General features: G+C 68.4%; 24 protein-coding genes and 1 pseudogene. 15 read left to right on the forward strand and 10 right to left on the reverse strand.

Features of this window, described 5'->3' with window-relative positions; genetic code table 11:
- Positions 1–233: 233 nt before the first annotated feature.
- Positions 234–1,115, forward strand: coding sequence for a LysR family transcriptional regulator (locus HPA01S_RS07800; RefSeq protein WP_066268547.1), 882 nt, complete (start codon positions 234–236; stop codon positions 1,113–1,115).
- A 49-nt stretch (positions 1,116–1,164) separates the two neighbouring features.
- Complete coding sequence (gene msrA / locus HPA01S_RS07805) at positions 1,165–1,701, forward strand: peptide-methionine (S)-S-oxide reductase MsrA (RefSeq protein ID WP_066268549.1); 537 nt, start codon at positions 1,165–1,167, stop codon at positions 1,699–1,701.
- Positions 1,702–1,770: 69 nt separating this feature from the next.
- Here the strand turns inward: msrA and HPA01S_RS07810 are convergent, their stop codons facing one another.
- The 5 genes and pseudogenes from HPA01S_RS07810 to HPA01S_RS07830 form a co-directional block, all read right to left on the reverse strand.
- Positions 1,771–3,951 (reverse strand): M66 family metalloprotease, encoded by a 2,181-nt coding sequence (locus HPA01S_RS07810; RefSeq protein WP_157084927.1) that lies wholly within the window; start codon positions 3,949–3,951, stop codon positions 1,771–1,773.
- Positions 3,952–4,112: 161 nt separating this feature from the next.
- Entirely contained in the window at positions 4,113–4,985 is an 873-nt protein-coding gene (locus tag HPA01S_RS07815; protein ID WP_066268552.1) for an EamA family transporter, read from the reverse strand.
- 117 nt (positions 4,986–5,102) lie between these two features.
- A complete protein-coding gene (locus HPA01S_RS07820; RefSeq protein WP_066268554.1) occupies positions 5,103–6,074 on the reverse strand; it encodes a metal ABC transporter substrate-binding protein in 972 nt (323 codons plus the stop codon).
- 17 nt (positions 6,075–6,091) lie between these two features.
- Positions 6,092–6,958 (reverse strand): metal ABC transporter permease, encoded by an 867-nt coding sequence (locus HPA01S_RS07825; protein WP_066268555.1) that lies wholly within the window; start codon positions 6,956–6,958, stop codon positions 6,092–6,094.
- Positions 6,955–7,653 (reverse strand): annotated as a pseudogene (locus HPA01S_RS07830) (metal ABC transporter ATP-binding protein); the annotation flags it as partial. The gene HPA01S_RS07825 and the pseudogene HPA01S_RS07830, both read right to left, overlap by 4 nt.
- A 189-nt stretch (positions 7,654–7,842) precedes the next feature.
- Here HPA01S_RS07830 and HPA01S_RS07835 point away from each other — a divergent pair.
- Genes HPA01S_RS07835 through HPA01S_RS07860 form a run of 6 tightly spaced genes read left to right on the forward strand, consistent with a single transcriptional unit; the run spans position 7,843 to position 12,046 of the window.
- Entirely contained in the window at positions 7,843–8,343 is a 501-nt protein-coding gene (locus HPA01S_RS07835; RefSeq protein WP_084360536.1) for a hypothetical protein, read from the forward strand.
- Complete coding sequence (locus HPA01S_RS07840; RefSeq protein WP_066268556.1) at positions 8,340–8,999, forward strand: ABC transporter ATP-binding protein; 660 nt, start codon at positions 8,340–8,342, stop codon at positions 8,997–8,999. Before HPA01S_RS07835 ends, HPA01S_RS07840 begins: the two co-directional genes overlap by 4 nt.
- On the forward strand, positions 8,996–10,219 hold the full coding sequence (locus HPA01S_RS07845; RefSeq protein ID WP_066268558.1) for an FtsX-like permease family protein: 1,224 nt from the start codon (positions 8,996–8,998) through the stop codon (positions 10,217–10,219). Before HPA01S_RS07840 ends, HPA01S_RS07845 begins: the two co-directional genes overlap by 4 nt.
- Positions 10,220–10,224: 5 nt before the next feature.
- Positions 10,225–10,479, forward strand: coding sequence for a hypothetical protein (locus tag HPA01S_RS07850; protein WP_066268562.1), 255 nt, complete (start codon positions 10,225–10,227; stop codon positions 10,477–10,479).
- A 28-nt stretch (positions 10,480–10,507) separates the two neighbouring features.
- Positions 10,508–11,059: a DUF3299 domain-containing protein gene (locus HPA01S_RS07855; RefSeq protein ID WP_066268564.1), complete on the forward strand. Its 552-nt coding sequence runs from the start codon at positions 10,508–10,510 to the stop codon at positions 11,057–11,059.
- Positions 11,060–11,089: 30 nt separating this feature from the next.
- Positions 11,090–12,046 carry an AEC family transporter gene (locus HPA01S_RS07860; RefSeq protein WP_066268566.1) on the forward strand — a complete coding sequence of 319 codons (957 nt, stop codon included), beginning with the start codon at positions 11,090–11,092 and terminating at the stop codon, positions 12,044–12,046.
- Between the two features lie 117 nt (positions 12,047–12,163).
- Here the strand turns inward: HPA01S_RS07860 and HPA01S_RS07865 are convergent, their stop codons facing one another.
- Both HPA01S_RS07865 and HPA01S_RS07870 read right to left on the reverse strand, forming a co-directional pair.
- The gene (locus HPA01S_RS07865; RefSeq protein WP_066268568.1) at positions 12,164–12,622 is read right to left on the reverse strand and encodes a TM2 domain-containing protein; all 459 of its coding nucleotides are present in this window, start codon (positions 12,620–12,622) and stop codon (positions 12,164–12,166) included.
- A complete protein-coding gene (locus HPA01S_RS07870) occupies positions 12,619–13,149 on the reverse strand; it encodes a GNAT family N-acetyltransferase (protein WP_066268569.1) in 531 nt (176 codons plus the stop codon). Before HPA01S_RS07870 ends, HPA01S_RS07865 begins: the two co-directional genes overlap by 4 nt.
- Before the next feature lie 176 nt (positions 13,150–13,325).
- On the opposite strand from HPA01S_RS07870, the gene rpsP reads away from it, so the two are divergent.
- The 6 genes from rpsP (at position 13,326) to HPA01S_RS07900 (ending at position 17,511) form a co-directional block, all read left to right on the forward strand.
- The gene (gene rpsP / locus HPA01S_RS07875; protein WP_066268570.1) at positions 13,326–13,586 is read left to right on the forward strand and encodes a 30S ribosomal protein S16; all 261 of its coding nucleotides are present in this window, start codon (positions 13,326–13,328) and stop codon (positions 13,584–13,586) included.
- Between the two features lie 13 nt (positions 13,587–13,599).
- On the forward strand, positions 13,600–14,205 hold the full coding sequence (gene rimM / locus HPA01S_RS07880) for a ribosome maturation factor RimM (RefSeq protein ID WP_370670985.1): 606 nt from the start codon (positions 13,600–13,602) through the stop codon (positions 14,203–14,205).
- Between the two features lie 188 nt (positions 14,206–14,393).
- Positions 14,394–15,170: a tRNA (guanosine(37)-N1)-methyltransferase TrmD gene (gene trmD, locus HPA01S_RS07885; RefSeq protein WP_066268574.1), complete on the forward strand. Its 777-nt coding sequence runs from the start codon at positions 14,394–14,396 to the stop codon at positions 15,168–15,170.
- Between the two features lie 132 nt (positions 15,171–15,302).
- Complete coding sequence (gene rplS, locus HPA01S_RS07890; RefSeq protein WP_066268749.1) at positions 15,303–15,659, forward strand: 50S ribosomal protein L19; 357 nt, start codon at positions 15,303–15,305, stop codon at positions 15,657–15,659.
- Positions 15,660–15,817: 158 nt separating this feature from the next.
- Positions 15,818–16,501 carry a CoA pyrophosphatase gene (locus tag HPA01S_RS07895; RefSeq protein WP_066268575.1) on the forward strand — a complete coding sequence of 228 codons (684 nt, stop codon included), beginning with the start codon at positions 15,818–15,820 and terminating at the stop codon, positions 16,499–16,501.
- 80 nt (positions 16,502–16,581) lie between these two features.
- Positions 16,582–17,511 (forward strand): CobD/CbiB family protein, encoded by a 930-nt coding sequence (locus HPA01S_RS07900; protein ID WP_066268576.1) that lies wholly within the window; start codon positions 16,582–16,584, stop codon positions 17,509–17,511.
- Between the two features lie 136 nt (positions 17,512–17,647).
- Here HPA01S_RS07900 and rsgA read toward each other — a convergent pair whose 3' ends face one another.
- Genes rsgA through HPA01S_RS07915 form a run of 3 tightly spaced genes read right to left on the reverse strand, consistent with a single transcriptional unit; the run spans position 17,648 to position 20,181 of the window.
- A complete protein-coding gene (rsgA, locus tag HPA01S_RS07905; RefSeq protein ID WP_066268580.1) occupies positions 17,648–18,586 on the reverse strand; it encodes a ribosome small subunit-dependent GTPase A in 939 nt (312 codons plus the stop codon).
- On the reverse strand, positions 18,586–18,906 hold the full coding sequence (locus tag HPA01S_RS07910; protein ID WP_066268581.1) for a 4a-hydroxytetrahydrobiopterin dehydratase: 321 nt from the start codon (positions 18,904–18,906) through the stop codon (positions 18,586–18,588). The genes rsgA and HPA01S_RS07910 overlap by 1 nt, the downstream gene beginning before the upstream one ends.
- A 12-nt stretch (positions 18,907–18,918) precedes the next feature.
- Entirely contained in the window at positions 18,919–20,181 is a 1,263-nt protein-coding gene (locus tag HPA01S_RS07915) for a M48 family metallopeptidase (RefSeq protein WP_066268582.1), read from the reverse strand.
- A gap of 83 nt (positions 20,182–20,264) precedes the next feature.
- Here HPA01S_RS07915 and orn point away from each other — a divergent pair, with 83 nt between their 5' ends.
- A complete protein-coding gene (gene orn, locus HPA01S_RS07920) occupies positions 20,265–20,864 on the forward strand; it encodes an oligoribonuclease (protein ID WP_066268583.1) in 600 nt (199 codons plus the stop codon).
- Positions 20,865–20,897 lie beyond the last annotated feature (33 nt).

The raw sequence follows: 20,897 nt of genomic DNA on the forward strand, positions 1-20,897 counted from the left end.
CACGCGTGGCAGCAGCTGCTCCTGGCAGTAGGCGCGGGCGGCATCCTGCACCTGGCGTTCGTCGTCGGTGAGTTGCTGGCTGAGGTGGAAGGGGTCTTCCCAGTTGAAGCGGGCTTTGGCATGGGTGCTCATCGGTGTCTCCGGTATGGGGGGTGTCGTGGGCGCGATTGTCGGCGCCTCATGAATACCTGTCTAATATCGTTCCCGTATGCATCGATACAGATAAAAGATTCATGGAGTTCCGCCACCTGCGTTATTTCCTGGTGCTGGCCGAAGAGCTGCACTTCGGCCGCGCAGCCCAGCGCCTGTCGATCACCCAGCCGCCGCTCTCGCTCAACATCCAGCAGCTGGAGGCCTCGGTGGGCGCGCAGCTGTTCACCCGCAACAGCCGCGGCGTGCAGCTCACCGCGGCCGGGCAGGCCTTCGTGCCGGCGGCGCGCTCGCTGCTGCAGCAGGCCGGCCTGGCCGCGCGGGAGGCACGCGAGGTGTCGCAGGGCCTGGTGGGCAGCCTGCAGATCGGCTTTGCGGGCACCGTGCTGTACCGCGGCCTGCCGCAGATCCTGAAAGGCTTTGCCGCCGAGCACCCGCGCCTGCGGCTGGTGCTGCGCGAGATGAGTTCGAGCGACCAGCTGATCGACCTCATGCACCAGCGGCTCGACCTCGGCTTCGTGCACACCACGCGCGTGCCCGCCGGGTTTTCGCAGATCCTGGTGTCCAGCCAGCCCTTCGTGGCCTGCCTGCCGGCGGCGCATGCGCTGGCGCGGCGCAAGTGGCTGCCGCTGGTGAAGCTGCAGGGTGAGCCGTTTGCCGTCATCTCGCGCGCCGTGTCGCCCGACTACCACGAGCGCATCCTGGGCCTGTGCGCCGACGCCGGCTTCTCGCCCGAGAACCGTTACGAGTTGCGCCACTGGCTCAGCGTGGTCTCGCTGGTGGCGCAGGGCCTGGGTGTGGCCCTGGTGCCGGCCGCGTTGCAACAGGCCGGCCTGCCGGGTGCGGTGTTCGTGCCGCTGGAGGGCGACACGCCGGCCTACGAAACCCATTGCCTCTGGAAGACCGACAGAGACCAGGCCGCGCTGGGGGCATTCCTGGGTGCTGTGCGAGCGGCCGCGCAATGATTACAGTCAACGGCCTGTGGGCTTGTGCCCGATGTTCAGGAGGAGTGCGATGAGCGACAAACAAGTGCTGGTGTTGGGCGGTGGCTGCTTCTGGTGCACCGAGTCGGTTTACAAGGAAGTGACCGGCGTGACCGATGTGGAGTCGGGCTACAGCAATGGCCAGGTGCAGAACCCGAGCTACGAGGACGTGTGCACCGGCACCACCGGGCACAACGAGGTGGTGCGGCTGGAGTACGACCCGTCGAAGATCGGCACGCGCGAGATCCTGGAAATCTTTTTTGCCGTGCACGACCCGACCACGCTGAACCGCCAGGGCAACGACGTGGGCACGCAGTACCGCAGCGGCATCTACTTCACCACGCCCGAGCAGCAGCAGGTGGCGCAGGCGCTGATCGACGAGCTGACGCAGGACGATGCCTTTGGCCGCCCCATCGTCACCGAGCTGGAGCCGCTGGACAACTACTGGCCGGCCGAGGCCTACCACCAGGATTTCTTCGAGCGCAACCCGCACCAGGGTTACTGCATGGCGGTGGCCGCGCCCAAGGTGGCGAAGTTCCGCAAGACCTTTGCGCGGCTGGCGAAATAAGGCGCAGCTGCTGAAGCCTGCCATGCAAAACGGCGCCCCGCAGGCGCCGTTTTTTCGTCAAGCCTCGCGTCAGGACGCCGGCACGTATTGCCTGGCACTCGCCTGGCATTGGCTCAGGTCGGGGGCGACCGGTGTGCCCGCTCCCGCCAGCCCCCCTGCGCCGCCCATGACGCCATCGGCCGTCGTCCACTGGTTCATCAGCGGGTAGGTGGGCGTGCCCAGCAGCGATGCGTCGATGGCGGTGTAACTCGGGTTGCGCCCCATGGGGGTGTTGAACAGCTTCACACCGACGATGGCACTGCCCGAGGCCGGCAGGTTGACGGCGTAACGCGCAAAGCTCGCGCCCGCCAACGGGTTCTTCGTGGCAGCGATGTTGGCCGCGCTCGCGTTCGACGGGCTGTGGCCGACGGGCAGCAGGACGCGCTTCACGCTGTTGTCTGCAAACGTGATCTGCAAGGTGTAGTCGCAGCCGTTGTCCGCCGTGCAGTAGTTGCTGTTGTTCGCCCGGTGCACGTTGTTCTTCAGATAGTCCATGTCACTCTGGAGTGCCGGATCGAACAGGCGCGGCAGGTTGCCGGTGCCGGGCTTGCCAATGAAGATGCGGCTGGCGTCCGGTGTCACGTTGAAGTGGGAGACGGAACCGAGGATGCTCACGACGCGCTGGTCCCACTGCATCTGCGTGTACAGCGCCTGCCAGCGGGTGTCGTTCTTGTAGGCCACGAAACTCCGGGTCGCCTCATCCCACTGCTTGATCCTGCCGGGGAACGTCGGGTCGTACTGGGCGCTCATCCGGACGTGGGTGGTGTTCTGCATGATGGCCATGCTGTAGTCGGAGAACGTGCCCCATTTGAACTGCTTGTCGTCCAGCGGCGACTGGCCGCTGTTCATGGGGTCGTTCTTGTAGCAGAGGCCGTCGCCGGCCAGGGTGCCGCGGCAGGTCGTGGCGTTTGCTTCGCGCAAGGGGGAGAGGAACAGCTTGCGGTCCGCGTCATACGCCCAGGCCGAGCCGGCCTGGCTGCCGTTGACGTAGGGGTAGTCGCCGTCGTTGTACATGCCGGCGGTGTGGCTGATGCCCCAGCCATGGCCCAGCTCGTGGAAGAAGGTGCCCGCAAAGTCGTCCGACGAGCCTGAGCCGCGCATCCACCCGGTGGTGGCCAAGCCACCTCCCTGGCTGGTGATCTGCTGGCCGTTGGCGAGCAACTCCAGGGGCATCCAGTACCCGACATGCATCGTGTCTTCGTGGTTGGCGGTGGCGGTGGTGCGCAGCACCTCGCCCCAGCGCAGCGCCTGGTTCATCACGTAAAAGCCGTCGTGTCCGGCGGTGGTCTGCATCTGCTCGCGGTTCTGGAATGCCACGGCAGGGCGGCAGTTGTTCTCGTCGTTCGCGGGCTGGGACGGAAGCAGGCCGAACTCCATCGTGCCGGCGGTCCGGGGCATGAACGAGGAGAACGGCATGCGTTGCAGGTACTCCCGGTCCCAGCTCACGCCAGCGGTGGAGTGCGCGGCCATGTCGTGAATGGCACGGGAGGTGTCCGGCCTGGCGCCGTACAGGAAGAGCGGCCATGTCCGCAGGACCGCGGCCACCGGGCGAGACACCGTGAGCGGCACGGACACCGTGTTGGTGCCGGTGCGCGAGACCTGCAGCACCGTGCCGGGCTGGACCCATTCCGCCGGCAAGGTGGCGCTGTAGTGGGTGGTCGAGTACTTGCGGTTGCCGCCGTCGGTGCCGGGCAGCTTCGAGGGGTCGTCCATCGTCAGCGGGCCCAGCTCCCGGCCGCCTGCCAGGGTGGCGCGCACCTGCGGAGCACCGCTGCCGCCCGAGGGCACCAGCATCAGCAGGGCGCTGCGCTGGCCGATGAGCGTGAGCGTCTTGAAGCGGTTGTTGGTGACGTCGTTCGGCGACTGCATCTGCCGGCCCTCTGGCGGCACCACGTGCGTCTGCGCGAGTTCGACGCCGCTGAGGGTCAGCGTGGAGCCGCCCTGAACGGGAGGGGGTGGTGCGGGAGGGGGTGGTGCCGGAACCGGGGCCCGAGGGATGGGCGCTGGCGCTGGCGGTGCGGTATCCGGGTCGGGAATTTCCTCGCCCGTGGCCGACGGCGTTCCGGCGTCCCGGAGTGAGGCGCCAGCGCTTGCCACGCTGGACGCTCCGCCGTTCCCACCGCCGCCGCAGGCCGCCAGCATGGACACCGCCAGGCAACTCAAAACGAAAGCCCGGGTGGGCGTCACCTTGTCCGAAAGATTGAAAGCCATCGTTTCACCTCCTTGCGATGGTCGGGATGCTAACAATTTGTGACAAGTCGGCCGACAGCGAACAGATCGCAGGTCAAAAGTACTTCATGGGAGGTGGAAATTACTGCATAGGCGGTAAATCGCCCGGTTGGGCAGGGTGTTCGTGCAGCCTCAACCCGGCGTCAAGGCCGTGCCGCCCGCCAGCGGGGCCACAACACGATCACCGCCAGGCCCAGCAACACCAGCGCCGCCGCGCCCAGTTTCCAGCCGGGCAGCGATTCGCCCAGCGACAGAGCCGAGGCGCCCATGCCGAACACCGGGATCAGCAGCGCCAGTGGCGTCACCGTGGCGGCCGGGTGGCGTGCCAGCAGCCAGTTCCACACGCCGTAGCCGTACAAGGTGTTGCCCACCGCCTGCCACAGCACGCTGGCCCAGACCAGCGGGCCGGCGTGTTGCAGGCCGGCGCCGATGGCCTGCGGGCCTTCCACCAGCCACGACAGCGCAAACAGCGGCGGCACCGCGAACACGCTGCTCCAGACCATGAAGTGCAGCATGTTCACCGGCCCGAGCGACTTCACCACCAGGTTGGCGAGCGACCAGAAGAAGGCCGCGCTCAGCACCAGGCCCATGCCCAGCAGCGTGACCGAGGCATCGAGGTGGCCGGCGATCACGCCCAGGCCGGCCAGCGCCAGCAACAGGCCCAGCACCTGGAAGCCACGCACCCGCTCGCCCATCAGCCAGATCGACAGGCCGATGGTGAAGAACACCTGCAACTGCACCACCAGCGAGGCCAGGCCGGGCGAGATGCTGCTGCGCATGGCCAGGAACAGCAGGCCGAACTGGCCCACCCCGAGCAGCACGCCGAACGCCGCCACCTTGCGCCAGGGGGCGGTGGGGCGCGGGATGAACAGCAGCCAGGGCAGGGCCGAGAAGGCGAAACGCAGGGTGGCGAACAGGAAGGGCGGCAGGCCGTCCAGGCCCCAGCGGATCACCACGAAGTTCGTGCCCCAGACGAACACCACCGAAAGGGCGAGGAGCAGGTGGGTGAGTGGCACGGTGCGGTCCGAAGCGGGGAGACCGGCAGTGTAGCCAGCGGCCTCACCCGTTCGCTGTCGCATTGGGCATGCCCCTGTGCGATGGCGGCGTTCGAGCGCCGTCGCCAGGGACGGCGTTCACTGCCCGCGCACGGCGGCGGTGAGGGCGCGGGTGTTGAAGCGCATCAGTTCGACGTAGCTCGGGGCGGCGCCACCGGCGGCGGAGAGCGAATCGGAATAGAGCGCGCCCGAGGGTTTGACGCCGGTTTCGCGTGCGATCTGTTCGATCAGGCGCGGGTCCGAAATGCTCTCGACGAACAGCGCCTTGATCTGCTCCTGGCGGATCTGCCGCACCAGCTGCGCCACGCCCTTGGCCGAGGCCTCGCTCTCGGTGCTCACGCCCTGCGGCGCGAGAAAACGCACCTGGTGGTCGCGGGCGTAGTAGCCAAAGGCGTCGTGCGAGGTGATCACCTTGCGCTGCGCCACGGGCACCGGCGCCCAGGCGGCGCGGAGCTCAGCGTCGAGTTCGGTGAGCTTCACCTCGTAGGCGCGTGCGTTGCGGTTGTAGAGATCGCAGTGGGAGGCGTCGGCCTCGCACAGGGCCTTGGCGATGTTGCGCGTGTACACCTTCACGTTGGCCACGCTCTGCCAGGCGTGCGGGTCGGTTTCGCCGTGGCTGTGACCATGGCCCTTCTTGTGGTCGTCGTGATCGTGATCGTGATCGTGATCGTGATCGGCCTCGCTCTTGAGCGGCTGGATGCCCTGGCTCACCACCACCTGCCGGCCCTTGTAGGCCGAGGTCTTGAACAGGCGGCTCAGCCAGCCCTCGAAGCCCAGGCCGTTGGCGAACACCACCTGCGCCTGGCTCACCAGGCGGGCATGGGCCGGCGTGGGCTGGAACACGTGCGCGTCGGCACCGGGGCCGACCAGCACCTCCACCGCCACGTGGTCGCCGCCGACTTCTTTCACGATGTCACCCAGGATGCTGAAGCTGGCCACCGCGCGCAGCGGCGCCTGCGCGTGCAGCGACGGGGTGATGGCGGCCAGGCCCAGCGCGAGGGCGGCGAGGGTGGCCTGGCGGCGGGGCAGGAAGGCAGGGGTGTGTGTCATGGTGGTCCTTGGTTGGGTCAGGCTTTGAGATGGGAAAAGGCGGGGCGCTTGTGGCGCAGCAGGCCGTGTGGCGCGAACAGCATCGAGAACAGCAACATCGCGCCCAGGCAGAGCACGATCACCGGGCTGGTGGGCCAGTCGGCGTGGTACGAGACCAGCAGGCCGCATGCGCTGGCGAGCATGGCCAGGGCCACGGCGCAGGCCAGCATCGGCAGCAGGCGGCGCACCCAGAAGCGCGCGGTGGCGGCGGGCAGCACCATCATCCCGACCGCCATCAGCGTGCCCAGGGCATGGAAGCCGGCCACCAGGTTGATCACCAGCAGCGCCAGAAAACCGAAGTGCGCGGCCGCGCTCCAGCGGCTGTTGCCACGCAGAAAGCCCGGGTCCAGGCACTCCAGCACCAGCGGGCGGTACAGCACGCGCAAGGTCAGCAAGGTCACCAGGGCAATGCCGCCGAGCAGCGCCAGCGCGGCGTTGTCCAGCGCCAGCACGGTGCCGAACAGCACGTGCAGCAGGTCCACGCTGTTGCCGCGGGTCGAGACGATCAACACGCCGAGCGCGAGCGAGAGCAGGTAGAAGGCGGCCAGGCTGGTGTCTTCGCGCAGCACCGTGTGGCGCGCCACCAGGCCCGAGCCCACGGCCACCGCCAGGCCGGCGGCGATGCCGCCCACCGTCATCGCGCCCAGCGACAGGCCGGCCACCAGGTAACCGAGCGCCGCGCCCGGCAGGATGGCGTGGGCCATGGCGTCGCCGGTCAGGCTCATGCGGCGCAGCATCAGGAACACGCCGACCGGTGCGGCGCTCACCGACAGCAGCACGCAGCCCAGCAGCGCGCGCTGCATGAAGCCGAATTCGAGGAAGGGGTCGAGCCAGAGCGCGTTCATGCCGGGACCCCTTGCGCCGCGTGTGCTGAGGCCGTGGCCTCGCAGGCCTCGGCCGCGTCGTCAAAGGGTTCCTGCAGGCGCAGGGCGCGGGTCCAGTGTTCGGCCGTCAACACCTCGGCCGTGGCACCCCAGGCCACAGGCTCGCGCGCCAGCAGCAGGGTGTGCGGGAAGTGTTCGCGCACCTGGGCCAGGTCGTGCAGCACCGCGATCACCGTTTTGCCCTGCGCGTGCCATCGGAGCAGCAGCCCGAGCAGGTCGCGGGTGGTGCGCTGGTCGATGGCGGCGAAGGGTTCGTCCAGCAGCACCACCGGCGCGTCCTGCAGGATCAGGCGCGCGAACAGGGCGCGCTGCAACTGGCCGCCCGAGAGCGTGCCGATGGCGCGGCGCTCGAAACCCAGCAGGCCGACCTCGGCCAGCGCCGCATGGCAGGCCTGGCGGTGTGCCGCGCTGTAGCGCCCGAGCGCGCCCACCTCGTGCCACAGGCCGAGCAGGGCCAGCTCCTGCACACAAATCGGAAAGCTGCGGTCGATGCCGCTGTGTTGCGGCAGGCAGGCCACGCGCTGCGAGTCGGCCAGGCCGTGAATGCGCCCACCCAGCGGTTTGAGCTGGCCGGCCAGGGCTTTGAGCAAGGTCGATTTGCCGGCGCCGTTGGGCCCGACCACCGCCACCAGCGCGCCCGGTGGCAGCGTGAGCGAGAGGTGGTGCACGGCGGGGTGGCGCTCGTAGCCCAGCGTGAGGTCGTGCAGCTCGATGGCGGCCGGGGCGGCCGCGCGGGTTGGGGGGTGGAGGTCTGACACGGGAAAGATTGCAGCTAAGATATTGCAACTGAATTGCGATAACGCGGATATTAACGCAACATAGTTGCATTTATAAAAGGCCCAGCCATGTCGCCACGCCAGACCAAAGAACCGGTGGCCGTGCCACCCCACATCCAGACCCGGCTGGAAGCCGCCGGCCTGCGCCGCACGCTGGCCACGCGCGCCGTGCTCGGCCTGTTCCTGGCCCAGCCGCACGGCGGGCTGACGCACGCGCAGGCGCTCAACGCGCTCACCGCACGGGGCCTGGACATCAACCGCGTCACGCTCTACCGCCTGCTCGACCGCCTGGCGGTGTGTGGTGTGCTGCAGCGCCAGACCGACGACGAGGCGCGCACCTGGCGCTTCAGCCTGGCGCCACCCGAGGTCAGCAGCCGGGCGTCGGGTGACGTGCCGCTGTTCGAGTGCGAGGCCTGCCACCGCCAGTTGCGTGTGGCCGACGCCAGCGCGGCCACGCAGACCCTGGCGCAGGACGTGTTCAGCGCGCTGGCACGGCTCGGCCACCAGGGCACGCGGCTGGAGGTGGCGGTGCACGGCACCTGCGTGGATTGCCTGGAGCCGGCGGCGTGATCGAGTCGCGCGGCCTGGCGTATGCCCATGCCGGCCACGGCGCCCTGCAGATGGGCGACGTGTCGGTGGCGCAGGGCGGCACGCTGCTGCTGCGTGGGCCGTCGGGCAGCGGCAAGTCGACCTGGCTGGCGCTGGCCGCCGGCCTGCTCACACCGGGCGCGGGCGAGATCGTGGTGGCGGGCCAGTCGGTCGGCGCCTTGCGCGGCCCCGCGCGCGACGCCTGGCGCGCCCGGAACATCGGGTTTCTGCCGCAGCGCCTGCACCTGAGCGAGGCACTCAGCGTGGCCGACAACCTGGCGCTGGCGCACTTCGCCGCGGGTCGGCCGGTGGACCGGGCCGGCATCCACCGCACGCTCGATGCGCTGGGCCTGGGCGCGCTGGCGGCGCGCCGGCCTTCACAACTCTCGGGCGGGCAGGCGCAGCGTGTGGCGCTGGCGCGCGCCGTGCTGCTGCAGCCGCGCGTGATCCTGGCCGATGAGCCCACGGCCAGCCTGGACGACACCGCCTGCGCCGAGGCCCTGGCCTTGCTGCGCCAGACCGCCGCGACGCTGGATGCCACGCTGGTGATCGCCACGCACGACGCCCGCGTGCGCGACGCCTTGCCACAGGCGCAGCAACTGGCGTTTGCGGCCGTGTCGCCGGAGCGCGTGGCATGAACGTGTTGTCCCTGTCCTGGCGCTACCTGTGGTCGCGCCCGCTGGCGAGTGCGCTCAACCTGCTGTTGCTGTCGCTCGGCCTGGCGTCGATGGCCTTTGTGCTGATCGCGCGCGACCAGGTGGACCGCGCCTTCGAGCGCGACCTCGCCGGCATCGACGTGGTGGTCGGCGCCAAGGGCAGCCCGATGCAGCTCATCCTGGCCGGCGTGTTCCACCTCGACGTGCCACCCGGCAACATCCCGCTGGCCGAGGCGGAGAAGCTGGCCGCACACCCGCAGGTGGCGCAGCTGATTCCGCTCAGCCTGGGCGACAACCTGAACGGTTTTCGCATCGTCGGCACCACGCACGCTTACCCGGCGCACTACGGCGCCACATTGGCGCAAGGTGCGTTGTGGCAGGCGCCGCTGCAGGCGGTGCTGGGCGCGCAGGTGGCGGCGCGCACCGGGCTGCAGATCGGCCAGGCCTTTGAAGGCGCCCACGGCCTGGGTGTGGGCGGGGCCGCGCATGGCGACACGCCCTACACCGTGACCGGTGTGTTGAACCCCTGCGGTTGCGTGCTCGACCGCCTGGTGTTGACCGCCACCGAATCCGTCTGGCAGGTGCACGACGACATGCACGCCGGCGCGAACATGGACGCGGCAGAGCGCGCGGAACTGGCCGAGGCGCTGGCCGCCGAACGCGAGATCACGCTGGCCCTGATCCGTTACCGCACGCCGCTGGCGGCGGTGAGTTTTCCACGCTTCATCAACCAGGGCACCGAGCTGCAGGCTGCCGCGCCGGCGGTGGAAATCACGCGCCTGCTGAGCATGGTGGGCGTGGGCACGCAGGTGCTGCGCGCGCTGGCCGCGGTGCTGGTGGTGGTGGCGGGGCTGTCGGTGTTCATCGCGCTCTGGAGCGCGGTGCGCGAGCGCCGTGCCGACCTGGCCATGCTGCGCATGCTCGGCGCGCCGCCCGTGCGCGTGGCCACGCTGCTGCTGTGCGAAGCCCTGTGGCTGGCGCTGCTGGCCTGTGCCATCGGCCTGCTGGCCGCGCACGGCCTGACCGCGCTGATGGGAGAAATGTTGATGGCCCGGCATTTGCTGGCCATCACCGGCTGGCAGTGGGTGCCCGGAGAAATCTGGCTGCCCGTGCTGGCCGTGGGGGTGGCGGTGGTGGCGGCCTTGTTGCCCGCCGCCAGCGCCTACCGCGTCGATGTCACTCAACTCTTGAATTCGAGGTAATCACCATGCTGAAGAAAAAACCGCTGCTGTCCCTGTTCGCTGCCGCCACCCTGTGCTTGTCCACCGCCGCGCTGGCGCAGCACTCCGACAAGGAGACCAAGGAAGACATCGGCCGCCACCGCGCCATGGCCGCCGCGCACGAAGGCGCGGCCAAGTGCCTGGAGGCGGGCAAGGGCGAAAAGGTTTGCATGCAGGAACTCACCGCCGCTTGCAAGGGCCTGGCCCTGGGCAAATACTGCGGCATGCGCCACGCGCACTGAGTACCACGTTCTTCGCCCGAGACTTCCAATGCGCTCCACGTTTTCCATCCCCTCCGTGTGTGTCGTGCTGGGCCTTGCCTTGTGGGGCAGCAGCGCCGCGGCGCAGACCCTGAGTTCGCCGGTGCCGCCGGGTACCACGGCCACGCAGCCCGCGGGCGTGCCGCACGGGCAGGGCGCGGGTGTGCACAGTCCGCTGAGCCCGTTCGCACCGCTGAGCAAGCGCGATGACGTGGTGGCCTGGTCCACGCTGACCGACATCACCACCAAGGTGGAGAAGAAGCGCATCGTGCCGGTGTACCCCGCGCCGGTGGCTGCGCTGAACCAGAAGAAGCTGCGCCTGCAGGGCTTCATGATGCCGCTGGAGCCGGGTGAGAGCCAGCGCCATTTCCTGCTTGCTTCGGTGCCGTTGACCTGCGGCTTCTGCACGCCGGGTGGCCCCGAGAGCATGGTGGAGGTGCGCACCAGCAAACCGGTGAAGTACAAGCTGGAGGCGGTGGTGGTCGAGGGCACTTTCCACGTGCTCGACAACGATCCCTACGGCCTGTACTACCGCATCACCGGCGCCGTCGGCGTGGATTGAGCGGGCGCGGCCTGGCGATACCATCGCCGGGTGAACATCCTCGCCCATCCCGTCGTCGTCTCCCTCACCCCGGTCTTCCTGCTGATCGCCCTCGGTTACCTGGCCGGGCGCAAACGGTGGATACGCGATGCCGGCATCAAGGACCTGTCCAACCTGGTCTTCATGCTGCTGATCCCGGCGCTCTTGTTCCGCACCATGAGCACGGTGCAGATCCACGATGTGGACCTGAAGCCGGTGCTGGCGTACTTCATCGCGGCACTGACGCTGCTGGCGGTGTCCATCGTCTGGCGTGGTTTCAACCGCGGCAGCGTGGTGCTGGCGCTGGCCGGCACCTTCTCCAACATGGTGATGATCGGCATCACGCTGGTGGAGTTGGCCTATGGCAAGGAAGGCCAGGTGACGCTGCTGACGCTGGTGTCGGTGCACGCGCTGATCCTGCTCACGGTGGGCTCCATCGTGCTGGAACTGGCGGTGGCGCGCGAGGCTCGCGCCGGTGGTGAGCGTGTGCCGCACGTGCTGGCCACGGCGTGGTCGGCGTTCAAGGGTGCGCTGATCCACCCGGTGCCCCTGCCCATCCTGTGCGGCCTGCTGTTTGCGCAGACCGGCCTGGCGCTGCCGCTGGTGGTGGACAAGCCGCTGCAGTTGCTTGGCAGTGCCTTCGGTCCGATCTCCCTGGTGCTGGTGGGTGTGACGCTGGCGAACACCTCCATGCAGGGCCACCTGCGCCAAGCCTTGTGCGTGAGCCTGTCGAAGAACCTGGTGTTGCCGGCGATGGTGGGCCTGTCGGCCTGGGCCCTGGGCATCACCGGTCTGCCGCTGACAGTGCTGGTGGTGGCGGCCGCGCTGCCGGTGGGGGCCAACGTGTTCCTGTTCGCGCAGCGCTACAGCGTGGCGCAGGAAGTGACGACGGCCAGCATGGGCCTGTCGACCGTGCTGGCGCTGTTCACGCTCAGCTTCGTGATGCTGTTGATGTCGGTGCTGGGCTGAAGCCCGAGAGTCGGGGTCGCCTGCCGCTCAGAACACCGCGGGTCCGGCTCAGCCGGTCCGCAGGTGTTGCCCCCTTGCGGGGGTGACGCGCGCCAGCGTGGCGCGGGGGTGAGCCAGTTATTGGCTGATCTTGCGCGCTTCTTCGACCTGGTATTCGAAGTAGCGCTGGAAGCCGAAGGCCAGGCTGCCCATCAGGGCCACCGTGCCCAGCAGCAGCGCAAACACCAGGGCGGCGATGGTCAGCCAGTTGGTGCTGCCGGGCAGCGCGTCGGCGGGCAGCGCCGGGTTGAACTGGCGGTTCCATTTCTCGCGGTCCATCAGGGCATAGACGATGGCCGTGAGGCAACTCGCCGCGATCGTCATGCCCAGCAGCGGAATCAGCACCCACGACAGCTTGTCGTCCTGGCCGTAGGTGAGCACGCGCTCCACGCCGTACCAGCCCAGCGCCGCGGGGAAGGGGTGCAGCCAGCCGATCCAGTCGCCCAGGCCGCGCAGGTAGAAGCGGTGCAGGCCGAGCACACCACCGATGAGTGCCAGCCAGACCGCCAGCGTCTTGTTCTTGGGCAACTGGGTCATGCGGCGCTTTCGGCGGGCGTGCTGTCGCCAGCGCCCAGGGTTTTCTGCATCAGCACGATGTCCAGCCAGCGGTCGAACTTCCAGCCGCAGGACTGCACCACGCCAACCGGCTCGAAGCCCAGGGCCTTGTGCAGGCCGATCGAACCGGCGTTGGCGGAATCGCCGATCACCGCCATCACCTTGCGCGTGCCGCTGCGCTCCAGCGCCGTCAGCAGCTCGGCCAGCAACGCACGCCCCATGCCCTTGCCGTGTGCGGCCGGGTCCAGATAGATCGAATCCTCAACCGAAAAACGGTAGGCCGGGCGCGGCTTGAACCAGTTGCCGTAGGCAAAACCCAGCACCTGGCCGGCGTCTTCCGCCACCAGCCAGGGCAGGCCCTTGGCCAGCACGTCGGCGCGGCGACTGGTCATTTCGGCCAGGCTGGGCGGGGTGGTCTCGAAGGTGCCGGTGCCGTGTGACACATGGTGGCCGTAGATGCGGGTGATGGCGTCGAGGTCTTCGTCGCGGCTGGGTCTTATCAAAGGCATGAGCACAGGGGGAGCAAGGGGGGAGGGAGTCAAAACCGGCGAATGGCTATAATCGCGGGTTTTGTGGCGTTTCGCTGGCCGGGTGGTCAGTCGTGTGTCTCAAGCGCTGCAGATAAGCGGGTCGCAAGATCCAGTGAAGTACCGATGTTGGTACCTCTCCACCCGAAGGATAAATCATGGTCGTCATTCGACTCTCCCGCGGCGGCTCCAAAGCCCGTCCTTTCTACAACATCGTCGTTGCCGACAAGCGCAACCGCCGTGATGGCCGTTTCATCGAGCGCATCGGTTTCTACAACCCGCTGGCCCGCGGTGGTGAAGAGCCCCTGCGCCTCGAACTCGACCGCCTGACCTACTGGACCGGTGTGGGCGCCGCCCCGTCCGACACGGTGCAACGCCTGGTCAAGCAGCACGCTGCCGCCAAGCCCGTCGCAGCCTGATCGTCGCATCGCGATTCCGGTGAACAACCCCGCGTCCGGCGCCTTCAAGGCGTCGTCCCTGCCTGACGATGCCGTTGAGCTGGGCCGCATACAGGACGCGTGGGGCATCAAGGGCTGGGTCCGCATCCTGCCCCACAGCGCCGACACCTCGGCGCTGCTTGCCTCCTCACAGTGGTTCCTGCAGCCGCCCGAAGCCCGCTTCGCGCGCGGCTTCTCGGCGTTTGCCGGCTGCGTCGATGTCGCGGTGTCCGAGGTCAAGGCCCACACCGACGGCCTGGTGGCGCAGATCGAGGGCGTGGACAACCGCAACGCGGCCGAAGCCCTCAAAGGCGTGCGCATCTACCTGCCGCGCAGCGCGTTTCCCGCCACGCCCGAAGGCGAGTACTACTGGGTCGACCTGATCGGCCTGGACGTGGTCAACCGGGAAGGCGAGCACCTGGGCGTGGTGCGTGACCTCATGCCCACCGGCCCGACCTCGGTGCTGGTGCTGGAGTACAGCGAGAGCGTGGACGGCGCCGAACGGATCGCCGAACGCATGATTCCCTTTGTCGCCGCCTACATCGACGAAGTTGACAAAGCCCAGCGCCGCATCACGGCCGACTGGCAAAAAGATTACTAGATAGCCCCCCCTGCGCCGCTGGTGCGGCGTCTTCGACCGGCGTAGCCGGATCGTCGTCGCTCCTGGAAAACGCCCCTGCGCGCCGAGCTCAGATCCAGCAAACGCCGTGGAACCGGCTTTGCCGGGCCACAGGCGTTGGCCCCCTGGGGGAGGCCGCGTCAGCGGCGCAGGGGGGCACAATCCTCCCCATGCGCTTCGACGTCATCACCCTGTTTCCCGAGCTGTTCACGCCCTTCCTGCAACACGGCATCAACCGCCGCGCGTTCGAGGGTGGACTGGTTGACGTGCGCCTGTGGAATCCGCGCGATTTCGCCGAGGGCAACTACCGCCGGGTGGACGACCGGCCCTTCGGCGGTGGCCCGGGCATGGTCATGATGGCCGAGCCGCTGTGGTTGTGCCTGCAGGCGGTGCGCGCAGAACGTGCCGAGCCGGACGAAGCACGCGCGCCGGTGGTGCTGTTTTCCCCCATCGGACAAACCTTGCAGCACGCCAGCGTGGAGCGCTGGTCGCAGAGCCAGGGTGCGGTGTTGTTGTGCGGCCGGTACGAAGGCATCGACCAGCGTTTCATCGACGCCTGCGTGGATGTGCAGATCAGCCTGGGCGACTTCGTGCTCTCGGGCGGTGAGATCGCTGCCATGGCCTTGCTGGACGCGGTGGCGCGCTTGCAGCCCGGCGTGCTGAACGACCAGGGCAGCCACCAGCAGGACAGCTTCAACCCGGCGCTCGACGGCCTGCTCGACAGCCCGCACCACACGCGGCCCGAGGTCTGGCAGGGGCCGGCCGGGCCCATGCCGGTGCCGGAGGTGCTGCTCGGCGGGCACCACGAGCGCATTGCGCGCCACCGGCGCGAGCAGAGCTTGTTGCTCACGGCACGCCAGCGGCCCGAGCTGCTGCAGCGCGCGCGGGAGCAGGGTTTGCTCGATGCGGCCGACCAGCGTTTCCTGCGCGCGCGGGGATTGCTATAATCCAGGGCTTTTCGATCCTCTGACCGGCCGCCGTGACCGGGCCAGCCCGCAAACCTGCGAAGGTTTGGACAGGGCCCCTGCCGGATTCGCGGCCTTTAGTGCAGCGCGGGCATGATCGACGAACAGGAAAACATGAACCTCATCCAGACCCTTGAGCAAGAAGAAATTGCTCGCCTCGGCAAAGTCATCCCGCCGTTCGCCCCTGGCGACACCGTGATCGTCAGCGTCAACGTGATCGAAGGCACGCGCAAGCGTGTGCAGGCCTACGAAGGCGTGGTGGTGGCCCGTCGCAACCGCGGCCTGAACTCCAGCTTCATCGTGCGCAAGATCTCCAACGGCGAAGGCGTGGAACGTACGTTCCCGCTGTACTCCCCGCTGATCGCCAAGATCGAAGTCAAGCGCCGTGGTGCTGTGCGTCGCGCCAAGCTGTACTACCTGCGTGAGCGCAGCGGCAAGTCGGCCCGCATCAAGGAAAAGCTGGGCGCGTAAGGCGGGCGGGCCCGTCCCGCTCCCTGGCCTCCCCCAAAAAGCCGCTCTTCGGAGCGGCTTTTTTGCGTCTGGCGCCAGGCATTCAGCACCCTGGCGCCGCAGGGTTGGAGCCCTGCGCGACGGCAGGCCACCGGGCATCTCGGTATGCTCGCTGCCACATGACCCAGATCCTGCCCGCTTTTGATCCGCGTCTCGTGCCCATCGTGGCCCACGACGAAGATGAGTTCCTGCGACCCGCACAGGCGCAACGCCTGACCCCCGATGGCCTGCGCCACCTGTTCGCCCACCCGCCGGTGTGGACGCCCGAGCTGCTCCGGGAACGCAAGTTTGCCGACCGCGCGCCGGCCGAGGCCGCCGTGCTGCTGCCGCTGGTGATGCGCGAGGAACTGACGCTGATCCTGACCCAGCGCGCCACCCACCTGTCCACCCACTCGGGCCAGATCGCCTTGCCCGGCGGCAAGATCGACCCGGAAGACGCCGACGCCACCGCCGCCGCGCTGCGCGAAGCGCGGGAGGAGATCGGCCTGACGTCCGAGCGCGTCGAGGTGCTGGGCACCCTGCCGGTGTACGTGACCGGCACGTCCTTCACCGTGACACCAGTGGTGGGCCTGGTGCAGCCCGGCTTCGAGCTGATGCCCAACCCGGACGAGGTGGCCGATGTGTTCGAGGTGCCGCTGACCTACCTGATGAACCCGCTGCACCACCGCCGCCATGCGATGGACTTTGAAGGCGCGGTGCGCGAGTGGTACTCCATGCCCTACCTGGACGGCGACCGCGAGCGCTTCATCTGGGGCGCCACCGCCGGCATGCTGCGCAACTTCTACCGGCTGTTGAGCGCGTAACGCAGCGGGTGCACGCCACCGCCCGGTGGCAACAGGGCCGCTGTGTAGAGCCTGTTGCACGACGCCACTATGATGGCGCCATGAGTTTTTTCGCCATCCTCATTGCCTTGCTGCTGGAGCAGGCGCGTCCGCTTGCTTATGACAACCCCGTTCACGGCGCCTTGCGCGGCTGGGCCCGCACCGTGCGGCGCAATCTGGACGCCGGTCAGTCATCGCACGGCTGGGTCGCCTGGGTGCTCGCGGTGGGTGTGCCTGCGCTGGTGTCCGGCCTGGTTTTCTGGGGGTTGTGGCGCTTCAGCTCGGTGCTGGGTTTCGTGTGGACCGTGGGCATCCTGTACGTGACCCTGGGCTTTCGCCAGTTCAGCCACCACTTCAGCGAGATCCGGCAGGCGCTCGACGTGGGCGACGACATGCTGGCGCGCGAGAAGCTGGCGCGCTGGTTGCGCGTGGACGCCTCCAGCCTGCCGCGTGCCGAATTGCTGCGCCAGGTGATCGAACAGTCGGTGCTGGCCGCGCACCGCCACGTGTTCGGTGTGCTGGTGTGCTTCGTCGTGTTCTGGGCCATTGGCCTGGGCCCTTCGGGCGCGGTGTTCTACCGCCTGGCCGAGTACCTGTCGCGCAACTGGCGCGCGCGCCCTGACGGCACGCCCAGCCCGGCGCTGCAGCATGCGGCGAGCCGCGGCTGGGGCCTGGTGGACTGGGTGCCGGCGCGTTTGACCGCCCTGGGTTTTGCCGTGGTCGGCAACTTTGAAGAAGCCGTGGCCAGCTGGCGCGGCGACGCCGAGCGGTTTGCGCCCGGCAGCGACGGCGTGGTGCTGGCCGCCACCTCGGGTGCGATCAACGTGCGCCTGGCGCCGCAACCCGATGGCCTCACGCTGCCCGAAGACGGCGACCCCGGCAACCGGCCCGAGCCGCAACTCGCCCACCTGAGCAGTGTGGTCGGCCTGGTGTGGCGTGCGGTGGTGTTGTGGATGCTGCTGCTGGCCCTGCTCACGCTGGCCGGGCTTTGATCGACAGGCGGCCCACCAAAGCCAGCCGGCGCGAAAGCACCCCAACCAGAAACACCGCGGCACCGGCTCCGCCGGGCCGCAGGTGTTGCCCCCTTGAGGGGGTGACGCGCTGCAAGCGCGGCGCGGGGGGGCTCCCCTAATACCTGCGTTTGTCCGACAGTTCCGCGAACAACTCGCTGTACAGCCGGTAGCGGTTCTCGCTGATCGCCAGCGGATCGTCTTCCGCCTGGTCCGGCTCGCCGCTTTGCACATGCGCCACCACCGCACAGCCCGGTTCGTGCAGGTGGGTGCAGTTGTAGAAGCGGCAGTGGCCCAGCGTGGCGTTCAGGTCTGGCATCAGGTGGGCCAGTTGCATCGGTTCGATGTGGTTGAGGCCGAATTCCTGGAAACCCGGTGAGTCGATCAAGGCCGTGCGCCGCTCGGCGTCCACCCAGTACCAGGTGGTGCTGGTGGTGGTGTGTTTGCCCGAGTTGAGTGCGCGCGAAATCTCGCCGGTCTGTGCCCGCGCCTCCGGCACCAGCCGGTTCACTAACGTGCTCTTGCCGACCCCCGAAGGGCCGAGCACCAGGGTGTTCCTGTTCGCCAGGTGCTGCTGCAGCACATCGAGCCCGTGCGCGCCGCCGTCGCTGGCGGTCAGGCACAGCGGCAACACGGTGCAGCCCATGCGGCGGTAGGGTTCGAGGCGTGCCCAGGCGCGGTCGAAGGCGGGTTGCAGGTCGCTCTTGTTGAGCACGATCAGCACGGCGATGCCTTCGGCCTGCGCCGCGATCAGCGCGCGCGTGAGCTGGCTCTCGGAGAATTCGGGGTCGGCCGCCACCAGCACCAGCACCTGGTCGAGGTTGGCGGCGAAGGATTTGGTGCGCAGTTCGTCCTGGCGGTAGAACAGGTTGCGCCGCGTGTCCACGCGTTCGATGCTGCCTTCGTCGCCGGTCGCCTGCCATTGCACGCGGTCGCCCACCACCACCGCATTCTTCTTGCCGCGCGGGTGGCAAATGCGGCGCTGGCCGTCGGCGCTTTCGACCAGACAGTGGCGACCGTGTGCGGCCACCACCAGGCCGGGTAGGAGGTCGGCCATCAGGCCTTCTGCAAAGTGTCCACCGCAGCCGCGCAGTGGAAGTCGCTGACCGAGATGCCGTTCACGTCGTGCGTGTTGAAGCGCACCGTGCAGCGGCTGTAGCCCAGCGCCAGGTCGGGGTGGTGGTCTTCGCGGTGCGCGATCCAGGCCAGCGCGTTGACGAAGGCCATGGTCTCGTGGAAGTTGGTGAAGCTGTAGGTCTTCTCCAGCGCGCCGTCGATCAGCTTCCAGCCCTGGGCGGCGTCGCCGTTGAGCTGGGTGAGCTGGGTCACGATTTCGGTGGCCGAGAGAGCGCGGCGGTTCTGGTGGATCGGGTTCATATCGGGTTCGCCTCAGGCAGTTTGCAGGCGCGCGAGCCGTTCGCTGGCCGGTGGGTGGGAGTAGTAGAAGCGCGCGTACACCGGGTCGGGCGTGAGCGTGCTGGCGTTGTCCTTGTAGAGCTTGAGCAGGGCGCTGGCCAGGTCGGGCCCGCTGGTGTGGTCCACCGCGTAGGCGTCGGCCTCGAACTCGTGTTTGCGCGAGAGTTGTGCCATGAGCGGCGAGAGGAAGTACGTCAGCAGCGGCACGGTCATCATGAACAGCAGCAGGGCCAGGGCGTCGTTGGGCGTGTCCATCGAGGGCGTGACACCCAGGCCGCTGAAGAACCAGGCCTGGTTCGAGACCCAGCCCAGCAGGGCGAAGCCCGCCAGGCTCAGTGCGAACATCAGCACGATGCGCTTGAGGATGTGGCGGCGCTGGTAGTGGCCGAGTTCGTGCGCCAGCACGGCGTCGATCTCGTCCGGGCTGAGTTGCTTGAGCAAGGTGTCGAAGAACACCACGCGCTTGGCCGCGCCGAAGCCGGTGAAGTAGGCGTTGGCGTGGGCGCTGCGTTTGCTGCCGTCCATGACGAACAGGCCCTTGGCGGCAAAGCCGCAGCGCTGCATCAGCGCGTTCACGCGGGTCTTCAGGGTTTCGTCGGCCAGGGGCTCGAACTTGTTGAACAGCGGCGCGATCAGGGTCGGGTACAGCACCAGGGCCAGCAGGTTGAAGGCCATCCACACGCCCCATGCCCAGATCCACCAGGCCGGGCCGGCGGCACCCATCAGCCACAGCACCAGGGCGGCGATCGGCAGGCCGATCAGCGCGCCCACCAGCGAGCCCTTGAACAGGTCGGCGAGCCAGAGCGAGAGCGTCATCTTGTTGAAGCCGAAGCGCTCCTCGATGCGGAAGGTGGCGTACCAGCCCAGCGGCAGGGTGATCAGACCGCCGATGGCGACAAACGCGGCCAGCAGGGCGAGCTGTTGCAGCATGCCGCCGCCCAGCGCGTCCAGCAGGGTCTGGTTCAACCAGTCCAGGCCGCCGAGCAGGGTCCAGCCCAGCAGCAAGGCGGCGTCGATGGCGGTTTCCAGCAGGCCGTAGCGGGTCTTGGTGATGGTGTAGTTGGCGGCCTTCTGGTGCGCTTCGAGCGAAATGGTGTCGCTGAACGCCGCCGGCACCGCACCGCGGTGGCGCGCCACGTGGCGGATCTGGCGGCTGGAGAGCACGGTGCGCACGACCAGGCCCAGCACCAGCAGGGCGCAGAAGAGGGCGGTGAAAGCAAGGGAAGCGGTGTCCATGGGGGCGAGTCTATCGAAGACCGCCTGCCGCGCGCGCCGAGGGGGCGGCGGCCCGCTGCGGCGGATCGGCGAGAATGCCCGCCATGACTTCTGCCAACCCCCCGGCCCCGGCGAACGCCGCCGCCACCGACACCCCCACCCTGGCCAAGAGCGACCAGAACCTGGTCTGGCTCGACTGCGAGATGAGCGGCCTCGACCCCGAGAAAGAGCGCCTGCTGGAGATCGCGGTGGTGATCACCGGCCCGCAGCTCACGCCGCGCATCGAAGGCCCGGTGATCGTGGTCCACCAGAGTGATGCCGTGCTGGGTGCGATGGACGCCTGGAACAAGGGCACCCACGGCCGCAGCGGCCTGATCGACAAGGTCAAGGCCAGCACGGTCGACGAAGAGGCCGCACAGGCCGAACTGCTGGCCTTCATCGGCAAGTACGTGCCGAAGAATGGTTCGCCCATGTGCGGCAACACCATCAGCCAGGACCGCCGTTTCCTGGTGAAGTACATGCCCAAGCTGGAGGCTTATTTCCACTACCGCTGCCTGGACGTGAGCACGCTCAAGGAACTCGCCAAGCGCTGGCGGCCCGAGGTCTACGAGTCGTTCAAGAAGCACCAGAAGCACACCGCGCTGGCCGACGTGCACGAGTCCATCGACGAGCTCGAGCACTACCGCACCCACTTCCTTCGCTGAGCACCGGACCGCGTCGCGCGGGCCGCAGGCCCG

Origin of the sequence: Hydrogenophaga palleronii NBRC 102513 (assembly GCF_001571225.1) — a bacterium.
GTDB lineage: Bacteria > Pseudomonadota > Gammaproteobacteria > Burkholderiales > Burkholderiaceae_C > Hydrogenophaga > Hydrogenophaga palleronii.